Annotated in this window: 13 protein-coding genes and 1 tRNA gene; 5 read left to right on the top strand and 9 right to left on the bottom strand. The window is 50.3% G+C overall.

Annotated elements, in window-relative coordinates; all coding sequences use genetic code 11:
• Positions 1 to 224: 224 nt before the first annotated feature.
• The gene (cobM, locus tag ACWIUF_RS18845) at positions 225 to 1,019 is read left to right on the top strand and encodes a precorrin-4 C(11)-methyltransferase (protein ID WP_448574068.1); all 795 of its coding nucleotides are present in this window, start codon (positions 225 to 227) and stop codon (positions 1,017 to 1,019) included.
• 136 nt (positions 1,020 to 1,155) lie between these two features.
• Positions 1,156 to 1,228 (top strand) — tRNA-Thr (locus ACWIUF_RS18840).
• Between the two features lie 561 nt (positions 1,229 to 1,789).
• Here the strand turns inward: ACWIUF_RS18840 and ACWIUF_RS18835 are convergent.
• From ACWIUF_RS18835 to ACWIUF_RS18825, 3 genes are all read right to left on the bottom strand, one after another.
• A complete protein-coding gene (locus tag ACWIUF_RS18835; protein ID WP_448574067.1) occupies positions 1,790 to 2,131 on the bottom strand; it encodes a SprT-like domain-containing protein in 342 nt (113 codons plus the stop codon).
• Positions 2,112 to 2,252: a hypothetical protein gene (locus ACWIUF_RS18830; protein WP_448574066.1), complete on the bottom strand. Its 141-nt coding sequence runs from the start codon at positions 2,250 to 2,252 to the stop codon at positions 2,112 to 2,114. Before ACWIUF_RS18830 ends, ACWIUF_RS18835 begins: the two co-directional genes overlap by 20 nt.
• A gap of 780 nt (positions 2,253 to 3,032) precedes the next feature.
• Positions 3,033 to 4,226 carry a tyrosine-type recombinase/integrase gene (locus tag ACWIUF_RS18825; protein WP_448574065.1) on the bottom strand — a complete coding sequence of 398 codons (1,194 nt, stop codon included), beginning with the start codon at positions 4,224 to 4,226 and terminating at the stop codon, positions 3,033 to 3,035.
• Between the two features lie 365 nt (positions 4,227 to 4,591).
• On the opposite strand from ACWIUF_RS18825, the gene ACWIUF_RS18820 reads away from it, so the two are divergent.
• A complete protein-coding gene (locus ACWIUF_RS18820; RefSeq protein WP_448574064.1) occupies positions 4,592 to 5,200 on the top strand; it encodes a Uma2 family endonuclease in 609 nt (202 codons plus the stop codon).
• A 136-nt stretch (positions 5,201 to 5,336) separates the two neighbouring features.
• On the opposite strand, the gene ACWIUF_RS18815 is transcribed toward ACWIUF_RS18820, so the two are convergent.
• From ACWIUF_RS18815 to tsf, 3 genes are all read right to left on the bottom strand, one after another.
• Positions 5,337 to 6,131, bottom strand: a complete 795-nt coding sequence (locus ACWIUF_RS18815) for a pentapeptide repeat-containing protein (protein ID WP_448574063.1) — start codon at positions 6,129 to 6,131, stop codon at positions 5,337 to 5,339.
• Positions 6,132 to 6,430: 299 nt separating this feature from the next.
• Positions 6,431 to 7,012, bottom strand: a complete 582-nt coding sequence (locus ACWIUF_RS18810; RefSeq protein WP_448574062.1) for an antibiotic biosynthesis monooxygenase — start codon at positions 7,010 to 7,012, stop codon at positions 6,431 to 6,433.
• Positions 7,013 to 7,319: 307 nt separating this feature from the next.
• Positions 7,320 to 7,940, bottom strand: a complete 621-nt coding sequence (gene tsf, locus ACWIUF_RS18805) for a translation elongation factor Ts (protein WP_448574061.1) — start codon at positions 7,938 to 7,940, stop codon at positions 7,320 to 7,322.
• A 73-nt stretch (positions 7,941 to 8,013) separates the two neighbouring features.
• Between tsf and ACWIUF_RS18800 the strand changes: the two genes are divergently transcribed.
• Positions 8,014 to 8,181 carry a hypothetical protein gene (locus tag ACWIUF_RS18800; RefSeq protein WP_448574060.1) on the top strand — a complete coding sequence of 56 codons (168 nt, stop codon included), beginning with the start codon at positions 8,014 to 8,016 and terminating at the stop codon, positions 8,179 to 8,181.
• Between the two features lie 15 nt (positions 8,182 to 8,196).
• Here the strand turns inward: ACWIUF_RS18800 and rpsB are convergent, their stop codons facing one another.
• Both rpsB and ACWIUF_RS18790 read right to left on the bottom strand, forming a co-directional pair.
• On the bottom strand, positions 8,197 to 8,991 hold the full coding sequence (gene rpsB / locus ACWIUF_RS18795) for a 30S ribosomal protein S2 (RefSeq protein WP_448574059.1): 795 nt from the start codon (positions 8,989 to 8,991) through the stop codon (positions 8,197 to 8,199).
• A 341-nt stretch (positions 8,992 to 9,332) separates the two neighbouring features.
• Positions 9,333 to 11,063, bottom strand: a complete 1,731-nt coding sequence (locus tag ACWIUF_RS18790) for a hypothetical protein (protein ID WP_448574058.1) — start codon at positions 11,061 to 11,063, stop codon at positions 9,333 to 9,335.
• Positions 11,064 to 11,344: 281 nt separating this feature from the next.
• Here ACWIUF_RS18790 and ACWIUF_RS18785 point away from each other — a divergent pair, with 281 nt between their 5' ends.
• Positions 11,345 to 11,611, top strand: a complete 267-nt coding sequence (locus tag ACWIUF_RS18785) for a hypothetical protein (RefSeq protein ID WP_448574057.1) — start codon at positions 11,345 to 11,347, stop codon at positions 11,609 to 11,611.
• Between the two features lie 311 nt (positions 11,612 to 11,922).
• Here ACWIUF_RS18785 and ACWIUF_RS18780 read toward each other — a convergent pair whose 3' ends face one another.
• Positions 11,923 to 12,165, bottom strand: a complete 243-nt coding sequence (locus ACWIUF_RS18780) for a hypothetical protein (RefSeq protein ID WP_448574056.1) — start codon at positions 12,163 to 12,165, stop codon at positions 11,923 to 11,925.
• Positions 12,166 to 12,401: the final 236 nt, after the last annotated feature.

Here is a 12,401-nt window from a genome sequence, read left to right as displayed (position 1 = left end):
ACCCCGCCATCCCACGGAGTCATTATGCAGTTGTCTCAAAAGAAAGAAACCCTAGAGGGTTGCTCTAGGGCTGCATCAGGGTGCATCTACCACTCCTCCTTTCCAGATCGCCTCCGTGTCATCCGGAAGACTCGCGACTCGGCTGCTATTTTTTTGACCTGCTGGGGCTACCCTTAACCTGCTAGGCTACGTTGCAGCCATTGCTAGCCGTATTCCCGACTCCCATGACCTTTGCCAATGTTTCCCCTTCCCTCTCCCCTGCGGTCTATCTCGTCGGAGCCGGACCCGGTGATCCCGATCTGTTGACCGTCAAGGCCCAGCGGCTCATTGCCCAGGCCGATGTGGTCGTGGTGGCTAACTCGTTGGTTCCCCCAGCAATCCTGACGGGTATCCGACCCGATGCGGAGGTCGTGCGTACCGCTAACCAAACCCTGGAGACGATCGTGCCCCTGATGATCGATCGGGTCAAGGCAGGGCGATCGGTCGTGCGCCTCCAGTCGGGGGACCCCAGTCTCTACAGTGCCATTCATGAACAAATCGAAGCCCTCGTTGCTGCTGATATCCCCTTTGAAGTCGTGCCTGGGATTAGTGCCTTTCAAGCGGCGGCGGCCCATTTGGGGGTAGAGCTAACGGTGCCGGGGGGGGTGCAGACGATTATCTTGACCCGGATCGGCGGGCGCACCCAGGTGCCGGAACGGGAGGAATTGGCGACCTTAGCGGCCCATCAGGCCAGTCTTTGCCTCTATCTCAGTGCCCGTCATGTCTCCACAGCCCAAGTCCAGTTACTCGCCCATTACCCGGCGGATACCCCAGTCGCCGTGTGTTACCGCCTGGGTTGGCCTGATGAGCAGGTGGTGGTGGTGCCGCTCACGGAAATGGCCCAGGTTACCAAAGCGGCGGATCTCATTCGCACGACACTCTATGTGATCAGTCCAGCCCTAAAGGCGATGGGCGGACGCTCGCGCCTGTACCATCCTGAGCATGACCACCTCTTCCGGCCCCAACGGCTGAACACCTAGCCATTGCTCCAATGGGTCGTGTCCAGGCAGGCAATTTCCGGGAAGCGCGATCGTTGTCGGGAAAGTCGGATCGCGCTATGATAAAAGGCTAGTTCCCTTGTAGGATGAGGGTTTACTGCCCGATAAAGGGTGTCACGCTGGTGTAGCTCAGTTGGTAGAGCAGCTGATTTGTAATCAGCCGGTCGTGAGTTCGAGTCTCTCCACCAGCTTTTTTAAAACTTAGATACAGCAAGGGTTCTGAGTTATTTACACCATTAACAGAGTAGATAGAAGTTGGTAGTTGGTAGCTTGATTTGGTAGCCAATTGGTAGCGCTACCAATTGGCCCATTAAGGGCATCAATAAGTCCAACTAATGTCACCCATAAGCTAAGTCAATAAAAAACCCTGGTTTAATCTACCAGGGTGAGGACCCCACTTAAAGGGGGGATTATTTGGTTGCTCAGGTTTTACCGGTAAACTTTACCGGTAAAAATTATGGGTAAAATTTGCTTAGGGATAAAAAGACGGGTCAGAAGTGGACCCCATCACTCCTTAAGCCAAACGTCGCCATGTAATCCATCATCCAACTCTGGCGGTAAGCGTCCAATAGTCCATCCTAGATTTTTCATAGTCTGGGCTATCGTCTCGTTATTGGGACGTGAGTCAAGGACCCCATTAGATGCTGAAATTGAGGCAAGTCTAACAACGGCCCTGTAGTGCAGCTAGCAATAAAAATGGGACCCATGAGAGTCCCATCCTTTGGATATTAGCTATGGTATTCACTCTGAAACTACAGACTACCTAGAACGAATGAATTCTCCCTGATTGTTTGGGTTATCTGTTTACCCTTAGTCTTGTCTTGCTGGGCACCAATATCAATCAACTGCAAATCCAAGAATTCTGCTCTTTCCCGCCACTCTTTATCGTGATAGTGGCCACTAGGGTTATTCTTACCATATTTCCATTGCCAATAATGCAGTAATTGATGAATCAATACACCACAATACTTGTTAACAGGTTCATCAAATAATTCAGGGTTAATACCAATAGTGTGCTTGTTCTCATTGCTGTCTTTATCAACCCATTCATTAACCCTAAAGAATCCCTCACTGTTAGCTTTTTTTCTGAACAATAATCACTAATTCTTCACTATCCCATTCTGGCACTAATAAACGTGACACAAACAATTCATTCCAAAATAAATCAACCGCTGTATTGAGAAAATCATTGAGTGAGTCATTGGGTTGTGTCATTGGTTTTACCTGTCCTGATATTTCCGTTGAAAGTGGTTTCCACCGTACACCAGAAATTCTAGCGTACCTGGAAAATTCCACCGTACCCTGGAAGAATTTTTCTACTGTACAACGGAAACTTTCTTAGGTACGACAGAAAAACTCTGTAACCCTCTCTGTGCCTGAACTCTCTGATTTCTTCTAGGGTACGGTGGAATTTCTGTCGTACAACAGAAACACCCTAGCCAGACTTTACCTGTTTTTCAGTCGTACAACGGAAAAACCCCACAGAGAGATATAACGGTCTCCCTATGGGGCGTGTGAAAATATCAGGTTGTTTCATCTTAGCCTATGTTCAATCTATCCTCGGTTGCCATTCTATTAGCCTATGGTGTTCTCGCAAACGTCATACGCCGTAGAAACCTGACAGGTTTAGAAAATTGCACTCTGTTTTCAGTGCATTAAAACAGTAAACCATCTAGCCAATACTGCAAATCAATCAAGCAAATTAAGCTAAAGTCAATCATCCAACCTAATAATCAACCTTAGCGATATATCGTATTTACCATGCTGTCTTGTTATATATTGTTTAATCAAAATACATAAATCTCTGTAATTGATGACATTGTAGAGGTTGACTAATGGTGCTATTAGCTCTATTGTCAATCATCACAACTCAGGTATTCTCAGATTTTGCTTGGTTGTGCGATACCACGGGTAAATTAGGAGGGCTAGTTACTGTGTAGCGGCTTTATGGGTAAAGTTTATGGATAAAGTTTATCCATAAAGCCTACCAGGGAATTACAACTCAGGCACACTCAAATCACGCTTAGCTGACGCATAGTGCTTATAGATAATCTCTGGGGAATTACCCACCCACTTAGCAACGTCTTTAGCATCAACACCCGACTCTAGGCACAGAGTGATGAAAGTGTGTCGTGTCTGGTAGGGTTTGCGGTACTCAATACCTAGCGCGTCAAGGATAGGTTTCCAGACGCGGTTACGAAAGTTGCCTATATCGATATGCTTCCCAGTAGGGCTAGGGAATACAAAGTCATCAGGACTCGCATTGTCGGGTTTAATGTCATCCAAAATAGAACGCAATTGATTATTGATTGGGAAGTAGCGATAATCCTGGGTTTTTAGTCCTTTTTTTAGGACTAGAGATGAACCGCCATCCACGACTGACTGCTGAAACAGGATTCTGTCATCCTTAACGTGCTTCCACTGCAAACCAATGGCTTCACTTGGTCTACAGCCAGAAAAAAACAGGAATTTAATGTACGGTGCGTAATGGCTATGGCGGGACAAGTGGTTAGCGCGTGCTGGGTGAAACTGATTCGACTCAAATGCAGCAATGATGGCGTCTCGTTCTTCACGGGTGAACGGGTGAATGTCATCACTGACCCCATTTTGCTTCCGTTTGGGGATACTAACGGACCCCAGCAAATCAGCGTAGGGATTAGCGGTAATGACCCTAGACTTGATAGCCCACTTGCAGCAAGCGTTCATTTGCATGATAAAGCGTCTCACAACGTCGGGACTGTGACGCTTAAGTAGATAATCCCTAGCTTCCGTAGCATCATGCAACCCCAGATTACTGGGTAGAGACCTAAGCATTCTCTCCACTGGCTTATAAGTTCCCCGTACTGTACTAGGAGACACCCCAGTACGAGAAGCAACGTAATCAAGCCATAGAGTCAACGGGTTAAGCTTAGTCGCTGATGGCTTGTCTGGCACGATAGCAAGATGAGGTTTAGGACGATAGCGTTCCAGGGTGGGGTCAAATTGGCCGATGTTGATGTCTGCCACCATCACCGCTAGGCGTTTCTCAGCCGTTACACGATTCTCTGGTGTATCATCCAGCCCCAATGACAGGATGGAACGCTTGCCGCCCATCAGAGCTGCTGGGATGCGAATACGCAATTTACCTTTATCGACTTCCAGCTTAGGGGTCCCGTGCTGGTAACGCTTGGTAGGGAACTGAGCAACCATGATGACTCTCTCCTAATTGGTAGCTTTATCAACAAGTCGATCATAGCCCAAATTGGTAGCCACTTGGTAGAAAAAACTGGTAGCACTCTCTACCATTTTCCTATAAGTCTTACTGTATATGGTTTTTAGGCCACAATGTCATCTGACTTGTAAGTCAGCCGGTCGTGAGTTCGAGTCTCTCCACCAGCTTTTCTTGCAGCTTGGCACAGCCAAGGGGGCGCAATTATGGACGTGTCCTCTGCAATTTGTTCTCTGCAATACTGTTCCCATAAGGGCTGTAGACACTGGCTACCATCTAAGGTATTCTCATTTGGTCTAAGTCTGAGTCTTTCCAACCGCAGTGGGTTCGTTTCTGGAGGTGTAGCGTGCTTGAGACAAAACCGAGCGGGATGTCCTTTGAAGAATTTCTAGGTTGGAAACCCGACGCTCCCGGTTATGAACTTTTTCGAGGGCAAGTTATGGCAATGCAGCCGAGCGGCAAACATGAGGAAATTATTGGTTTTCTGGCCCTAGAACTGAGCCTGGAAGTACGGCGGTTACAGTTACCTTATTTTTTGCCTAAACAAGCCCTTGTTAAAGTCGCTGGCGATAATACCAGCTATTGTCCAGATGTGCTATTGGTTAATCATGATGCTTTACCCAATGAACCCCTGTGGGAAGAGGTTTCCACTCTGACTAACGGTTCCAGCATTCCCCTCGTCATTGAAGTGGTTGGCACTAACTGGCGCAGTGATTATGCCTACAAGTTAGTAGACTACGAATACCTAGGAATTTGTGAATATTGGGTGATTGACTATCTTGGTAGCGGTGGGCGGCGGTATATTGGTTCTCCAAAGCAACCAACCCTTTCTATTTATCAACTGATTGATGAAGAGTATCAACTCAAGCAGTTCCGAGGGGATGAGATCATTCAATCCGGACTTTTTCCGGATCTCCAGTTCACGGCACAACAGGTTTTCAATGGTAGTCGCTAGCACGGGGGTCAACTGCTTTCGCTAAGCCGCTTCGACAGCGCCCTCAGCGCGATCAGGACTCATCTATTTCTCCTAGGGAGGCGCGGCGCGATCGGGTTGAGCGGGTCACAACCCAAATCCTGAGCTTGACGTTGCACTAGGTACTCACGATCGCGCCGCGATTGGCCAAGTCTTCCTTTTGGCTGGGACTCAGTCCCAAGGCTTTGCCAAAGATGGCTCCCTTGACGATCGCATCCCGGAAATCGGCGTCCGTTAGGAGGGCATCCTGGAAGTCGGCTCCTCGGAGCAGTGCTTTGCGGAAGTCCGTACCCTTGAGAATGGCTCGCCGGAAGTCAGCATTCATTAAATAGGCGTTGCGGACATCGGCATTGGTGAGATCAGCCCCAATCAGATCCGCCTTCGTGAGGTTGGCTCGACTCAGATCAGTCCCTTTGAGGTTAGCACCACTCAGATCGGCGGCAGTCAGGTTGGCACCGAGGAAGTCTGCTTCGGTTAATTTGGCCCCACTCAAATCAGCGCCAATGAGTTCAGCGCCAATCAACTGCGCACCAATCAGGTTGGCATCAATGAAATTAGCCCGGATCAGGCAGGCTTCAGTAAAGTCAGCCCCGCTGAGCTTGGCACTAATCAGATTGGTCCCCTTGAGGACGGCCTCGACGAAATCGGCCCCAAATAAGTTGGCTTTATCCAAATTCGCCCCGCGCAAGTTGGCCCGAATCAGGTTTGCACCAATCAAATTCGCTTCACCGAGGAAGGCTTCGCTGAGATCAACACCATTCAGGTTGGCCATACTCAAGTTGACGGCCATCAAATCCGTTCGGGCGAGGTCAGCCCCAACTAAATCTGGCAGAATCTCGGTGTGGGCTTCGCGCCAACTATTCCAGACCTCCCGACCTTGCTTGAGAATATTGAGATGTTCCCGGTTTGCCATAGCACCTCGTGATGTTGAGCACCTACTCAAGGTTGCTCCTATCCCCTCTTTCATCTTAGTCGCAGACAAAACAGGTAAAAATACAATTCCTTACCTAGGGACAAACGCTTGATCGCTGGAGAAGGGGCGGGCACGCCGTTGGTAGGCGGTCAGGTTCCAGGCAACAGTGCCCAGCGGGGGATCATCTTGCCGCTCCCTGGGCTAGAGGGTGCTGTCTTGACCATAAGTATTCGCGAACGATCGTGATTATTCTTTAATAAAATAAGGGGTTATGCAATCCACTAACGCAACTCAGTAAATTATTTGCGTGGCAAAGGGTATAACCAAAAACTGAGCAACTGGGTTAGCCAGGGCATCACAGGGTAGGTGAGCAAAGCCGAGACGAAGGTAACTGAAATCAATAAACCCAGCAGCGGTGGGAAGCCTTGTAAGATCGGCCCCAGGAGCCAGTTAGCCAGCAAAATCAGGGGATAGACAGATAACACACCCAAGATCACTTTCTTGTAATAGGCAGGCTGGGACGAGGTGGAGGCCCGATCGGCAGGTAAATTAAACCAGACTTCAACTCCACTCGGTAGTTGTTGCCGCGATCGACGGATAATAAATGGTTCGGATTTGGCGATCCATTCCCGATAGCTGGCGGACGTTAACCAAATCCGCAAGTGATGGTAATTATCAAATTTGAGAATAATCACATATTCAGGGTAATCATGCTCACGGGGACGAATGACATCAACACCCAAGAAACCCTCAAATTGTTGAACTGCTTGATTGATTCCTGCGGCCCAAGCCTCGTAGTTGCGAATTTGGCTGGGTTGCACAAGTTCTGAGATCACTAAGGTAATCGGACTGGCGGGGGAAGGCAAATGCTCATTATTCATACTTTAGACACTATTAGACACTATTCGTAGAGCTATTGCGGATCGATCCTAAACTTAGGAAGGATTGACATAACGTTAAGGGCACTTCGATGAATCTAGGGTGGCGGCAGTTCAACTGTCTAACCGACGGGATAACGTTGCTTGGGAGTGCAGAATGGGTATTTTTCGCGGTGTCATCAAGAGGGATAGGCTATAAAAACAAATAGAAGAGGCTATAAAAAAAATAGAAGAGGCTATAAAAACAAAGGGGACAGGCGAGACGCCTATCCCACAAAATGCTCTCGAAAGTAAGATTGCAACGGGTTTATTATTCGGCTGCCTCGTCTGTACCTTCGCCGAGGACAAAACGAGTAAACCGGCGAACGCGAATATTCTCCGACAGTTGTGCAACGGTTTGTTTGACTAATTCCTCAACCGTCATGCTTTGATCGCGGATGTAGGGCTGATCCATCAGGCTCAGCTCCTTGAGACGCTTCTCAATTCGCCCCTGGACAATCTTTTCACGAATGTTCTTGGGCTTGCTGGCTAGGTCCTCCCGACCCATCTCGATCTCGGTTTCACGATCGACAATCTCCTTGGGAATATCGTCAGTGCGGACATATTCCACATTGGGGCAGGCGGCAATTTGCATCGCTACATTGCGCACCAGTTCGCGGAACTCTTCGCGGCGGGCCACAAAGTCTGTTTCACAGTTGACTTCCACCAGGACACCCACCCGGCTACCCGTATGGATGTAGCTGTCAATAATCCCTTCTGCCGTGGTCCGTCCGGCTTTCTTCTCAGCAGAGGTAATGCCCTTTTGGCGCAGCCACTCGATCGCCTTGGTCATGTCGCCGTCATTTTCCTGAAGGGCGACCTTACAGTCCTTCATGCCTGCGCCCGTCTTCTCGCGCAGTTCCTTGACTAATTTGGGGGAAATGTCTGCCATGATTCCTATTGTCTCTACTGTCTTTACAGTGCGTATCTCTAGGGTGCTAATACTTGAGGGGAATGGGCCAACCATGCCCAGTTATCAGCTTATCCCATTGCGGCGATCGCCTTGGGCCGAGATTGTCGCGATCGCCGTCCTGACGGCTGGGACCCATAACCTGGGCAGGTTCACAGGGATTGCCCATTTCCGGCAAACCCTTGGGGACAACCCGCCCCTACCGGAATTGCCCATTCCCTAAATAGGGCTGAGGGGACTAGGACTCTTCGCTGTCTTCGTCGTCGCCAGCGTAGTCACTTTCGTCGTAGTCGTACTCATCCTCAGCACCTTCGTAATCTTCGTAATCCTCATCGTAACCCTCATCCAGTTGACCATGCCGCCCTTCGTAGATGGCATCGGCTAGCTTGCCCACGATCAGTTTGATCGAGCGAATTGCGTCGTCGTTAGCCGGGATGGGGATATCCACCAAATCAGGATCGCAATTGGTATCCAATAGGGACACGATCGGGATGCCCAATTTTTGGCATTCCAGCACGGCGTTGTACTCGCGCCGTTGATCGACAATCACCACCACATCGGGGACCTTGCGCATGGTTTTAATCCCACCCAGGTACTTCTGAAGCTTTTCCAATTCCCGGCGCAGCATAGCTGCTTCCTTCTTGGGCCGCAGATCCAGGTTGCCGGTTTCCTCCAAACGCTCCAGGTCCTTGAGGCGATCGACGCGGGTTTTAATCGTGGCCCAGTTGGTCAGCATCCCCCCCAACCAGCGCTGGTTGACATAGTTGGCACCGCACCGGCTGGCTTCCTGGGCAATGATGGCTGCCGCCTGCCGCTTGGTGCCAACGAACAGGAAACGCTTACCTTTTTCCGCCGCCGTCCGCATATATTGGTAGGCATCATCCATCAACTTGGCGGTTTGCACCAGGTCGATGATGTGAACGCCATTGCGGGCGGTATAGATATAGGGAGACATACGGGGATTCCAGCGTTTGGTCTGGTGACCAAAGTGAACCCCTGACTCCATCATTTGAGCCAATGAAACAACGGGCATATTAAATTCTCCTTCCGGGTTAAACCTCCACCCAGGGGGATTTCTGACGAAACACCCGAAACCCCAGGTGTGCGAGTTAATTTGACAATCGCTAATTATAACATGAACTATGCACCTGTCAGGCGGGCCATGACTTCGGGACTGCGGACCTGGCCTCAGACGGCGGGATCTCGGCGACGGGTTGGGGCGATCGGGCCGCTAATCGGCAAAACGGATCAGCCTATCATACTCAATATCGAGTGTGCGTTCGTGATAAGGAACGCTTGCGATGCACGATCGTGCCTAGCCAAAATCAACAGGGTTCAGGGTCGCCCCCATTAAATCACACGACGACAGAACGGTTAGACCACCGCCAACTCTAGACTGGCACTAGGAATACCTGGGATAAAATTCGTTGGTCGGATCAGGGTGGCCGTTACTGGGTTAGTTTGCTCAGAGATGATCGTTGGCTGTTCCGTTGGGAAGAAGCGAAAGCCCGAAATTTCTGAGGCAAATGTACTATAGTCTGGGCTAATCTCGATCCGATCGTTGGCCCTGAGATTATTGGCTGAAAACTGCATGGGGACATTTAATGGGGTACTAAACCTAAAATCTGGCGCGGAAAGATTGCCAATCCGGAAACTGTGATCCGTAGCCGTCCAACCATTGGCGTCGAATTGAACCTCATCCCAGGTGCTAGTGTTATAGGTATCCCTAGAACCTTGGGTCGGTGCTCGTAGGTTGGGATTAGTAATCGGATCGACGGGGGGTTCCGCATAGGTATAGCGGACGGATACCGAACCAACCAGATCACCAAAAATCACTGTTGTTGCGGCATTCCCATTTTCAACAAAATCAAGCCTAAAGCGATTGTTTTCACTAATCTCTTCAGCAAAATAAAGCTGTTGGCTAAATCCTAGGCCACTAAAGTCAGCCGGATCGATCCGAAAGTTAACCCGCTCGGCAAAGCTAGCACTGGTATAGGCAAAGGTCGCGAAATACTCCCCATTCAGCGTCTCAATGGCGAAATTATCCGTACTGGCGGTCCAACCAGCCCCTTGCGGCTGGGATTGTAGGTAGGCGTTCAGGGCTGCATAAAAATCCGCTTCTGTAATCAGTCCCGCCGCCAGTTGGGCACTCAGTTCACCAATGACGTCGGGTGGGGGTGTCCACGGGCTGTTGACTGCTTGCACGTTGGGGCCAGTCGGACCACCCCCAAACGCTGTTGAATTAGCGGAGAGCCGACCGGTTAAATCTAATAATGGCGGGGGTGGATCGGTCGGTGGATCAGTCGGTGGATCAGTCGGTGGGTCAGTCGGTGGATCAGTCGGTGGGTCAGTCGGCGGGTCAGTCGGTGGGTCAGTCGGCGGGTCAGTCGGCGGGTCAGTCGGTGGGTCAGTCGGCGGGTCAGTCGGCGGGTCAGTCGGCGGATCGATCGGCGGGTCAGTCGGCGGGTCAGTTGGCGGGGGAATGGGTCGATCATCGGGTGGGTTAGTTGGCAGAACTTGTGCACCACTGCGACTGATCGGGGGGACGGGCACAGGAGAGAGGTGAGTGCCGAGGGCAACTTCCGTCGCAATTGACAAGTGTTCGGCTTCGGCGGCGGCTGCCGCGATCGCCTCGGTGAGGGCTGGCGATCGCTCATCACGCACTAGGACCACTGTGGCATCAACCAACACCCCCAGAATCATCGCGATCGTTTCCCCGGTTACGGAGTCCACGATCATCGTATGGCCCGCATTTTCATTAACGCCGGGCTGAAAGGAAAAGCGCTCGCTCGGGAGATCACCCAAAAAATCTAATTTATCTACGTCCGGATTAAAGTCCGTAATAATATCAATCCCTTGATTATTAATTTGGAGGACAAAGACATCAGCTCCTGCGCCGCTAGTCAAGGTATCCGCACCAACGCCCCCGATCAGGGTGTCATCTCCGTCGCCCCCGTCCAGGAGATCATTCCCCGCTTGCCCTTGGAGGAGATCATTCCCCGCATGGCCGCGTAGAGTATCGTCCCCCGGACTGCCCCAAATACGATCGTTGGCAGGCGTGCCATCAACCATAGGCTTGTCTGGCGTGGCAAGAAATTGGGTCATGTCCCGATTTATCCGTATATTTATTGTTTCGATCATACAGACTTGATGCATAGCTCCCGGAAAATACGGATAATCTGATCGACATCCTGAACGATCCTGAATACCGCCATCGCTCTGTTACGCCTTGGCCCAGCAACGAACTAGCAAGGGTTTGACGACCATATTCATCGCCACATCCCAAGGCCACCTCCCCGGCAGCGATCGTAAATTTATGCGAATTTCCTCACAAAAGCAAATTCTGTAGTCTTAAATACAGAAATATAGATAACCGGGCAAATCACATGATCGCACTTACTCACCCCCAGTCGTCTGCTGCTACCCCAACGGCCCGTCAGTCGTGGCAGGGGATTTTTACCAACCCAGCCCCCCAACTGTCCGCGACTCCCCTAGCGCAACATTGGGTATGCCTGTGTCAACCGCCCCATCCCCTCAGCGATGACGAGGCGCTCTTGCTGTGTCAAGAAGGTCCGGAAACCTGGGTGGTATGGATACCGGGCTACGGGGAAGCGATCGTGCACCGGGCTGAGTTTTGTTGGCCAGCGGCCTGAAGCCCGATCGTCTGCACCCAGTCAAAGTAGGCGTTTAGCCCCTCACCCGTTTTGACCGAGAGGGACAGCCTAGGGACAGTTGGATGAATTGGGCGCATAGTTGTGGGGTGGGCATCCCGCCTGCCCCTGCGATAGCCGAGATCAGGACTCGATCTCATCCGGGCCAGTGCATGAGATGGGTCTCAGGTAGCAAATACAGCACTTCCATACTTGGTGAGGTACAGGGTGAGGTACAGACAAGGGGCTTAAGCCCCTTGTTTAACAAGGCTTGACAGTACTTCATTAGAGAGGGAACGGCTGTAGACTCAACTCTATTTTTGCTTTGTTTGACGATTCATTAACTGGGAGGGCAGCGAAGAATTGTCAAAAGTGTAACCCAAGACTTCAATGTCTTGGCGGTAGACATTCGCAACCACATCTCGCATTTCCGCAGTATATGCATTTTTATAACTGCCAGAGTGTGATGAACGGTTTTCATGCCCAAGTTGCACATCTAAACCTAGTTTGTCAGTGACATACTTGAAGTCATCACTTAAATTTTCGTAAAAACCCAAAAAATCAACGACAACTTCATTACTATTTGGAAGACACAGAAAATTACACTGAGGCTCAAAAATTACATATTGAAGAATGTTAGGTTGTGTTAATCCCCAGAAGTGTTGAAAGTTAGGTTAAGCGATGGAAAAAAGGGACAGAATGCAGTATTCTGTCCTCTAACAAATAAAAAATGATGTTCTATGATAGCCTCATTCCCGAAGCTTGTCAAATTGATCTTGAAGCAGCTTTGTCC

The organism is Trichothermofontia sp. (assembly GCF_053493415.1).
The sequence above is the reverse complement of the archived record's forward strand: the minus strand, read 5'-3'. Positions and strand labels throughout refer to the sequence as shown.

Coding starts and splice junctions, on each gene's coding strand:
- cobM (WP_448574068.1), top strand. CDS start 225: ATGACCTTTGCCAATGTTTCCCCTTCCCTCTCCCCTGCGGTCTATCTC.
- ACWIUF_RS18830 (WP_448574066.1), bottom strand. CDS start 2,252: ATGACACAACCCAATGACTCACTCAATGATTTTCTCAATACAGCGGTT.
- ACWIUF_RS18825 (WP_448574065.1), bottom strand. CDS start 4,226: ATGGTTGCTCAGTTCCCTACCAAGCGTTACCAGCACGGGACCCCTAAG.
- ACWIUF_RS18815 (WP_448574063.1), bottom strand. CDS start 6,131: ATGGCAAACCGGGAACATCTCAATATTCTCAAGCAAGGTCGGGAGGTC.
- ACWIUF_RS18810 (WP_448574062.1), bottom strand. CDS start 7,012: ATGAATAATGAGCATTTGCCTTCCCCCGCCAGTCCGATTACCTTAGTG.
- tsf (WP_448574061.1), bottom strand. CDS start 7,940: ATGGCAGACATTTCCCCCAAATTAGTCAAGGAACTGCGCGAGAAGACG.
- ACWIUF_RS18800 (WP_448574060.1), top strand. CDS start 8,014: ATGCCCAGTTATCAGCTTATCCCATTGCGGCGATCGCCTTGGGCCGAG.
- rpsB (WP_448574059.1), bottom strand. CDS start 8,991: ATGCCCGTTGTTTCATTGGCTCAAATGATGGAGTCAGGGGTTCACTTT.
- ACWIUF_RS18790 (WP_448574058.1), bottom strand. CDS start 11,063: ATGACCCAATTTCTTGCCACGCCAGACAAGCCTATGGTTGATGGCACG.
- ACWIUF_RS18785 (WP_448574057.1), top strand. CDS start 11,345: ATGATCGCACTTACTCACCCCCAGTCGTCTGCTGCTACCCCAACGGCC.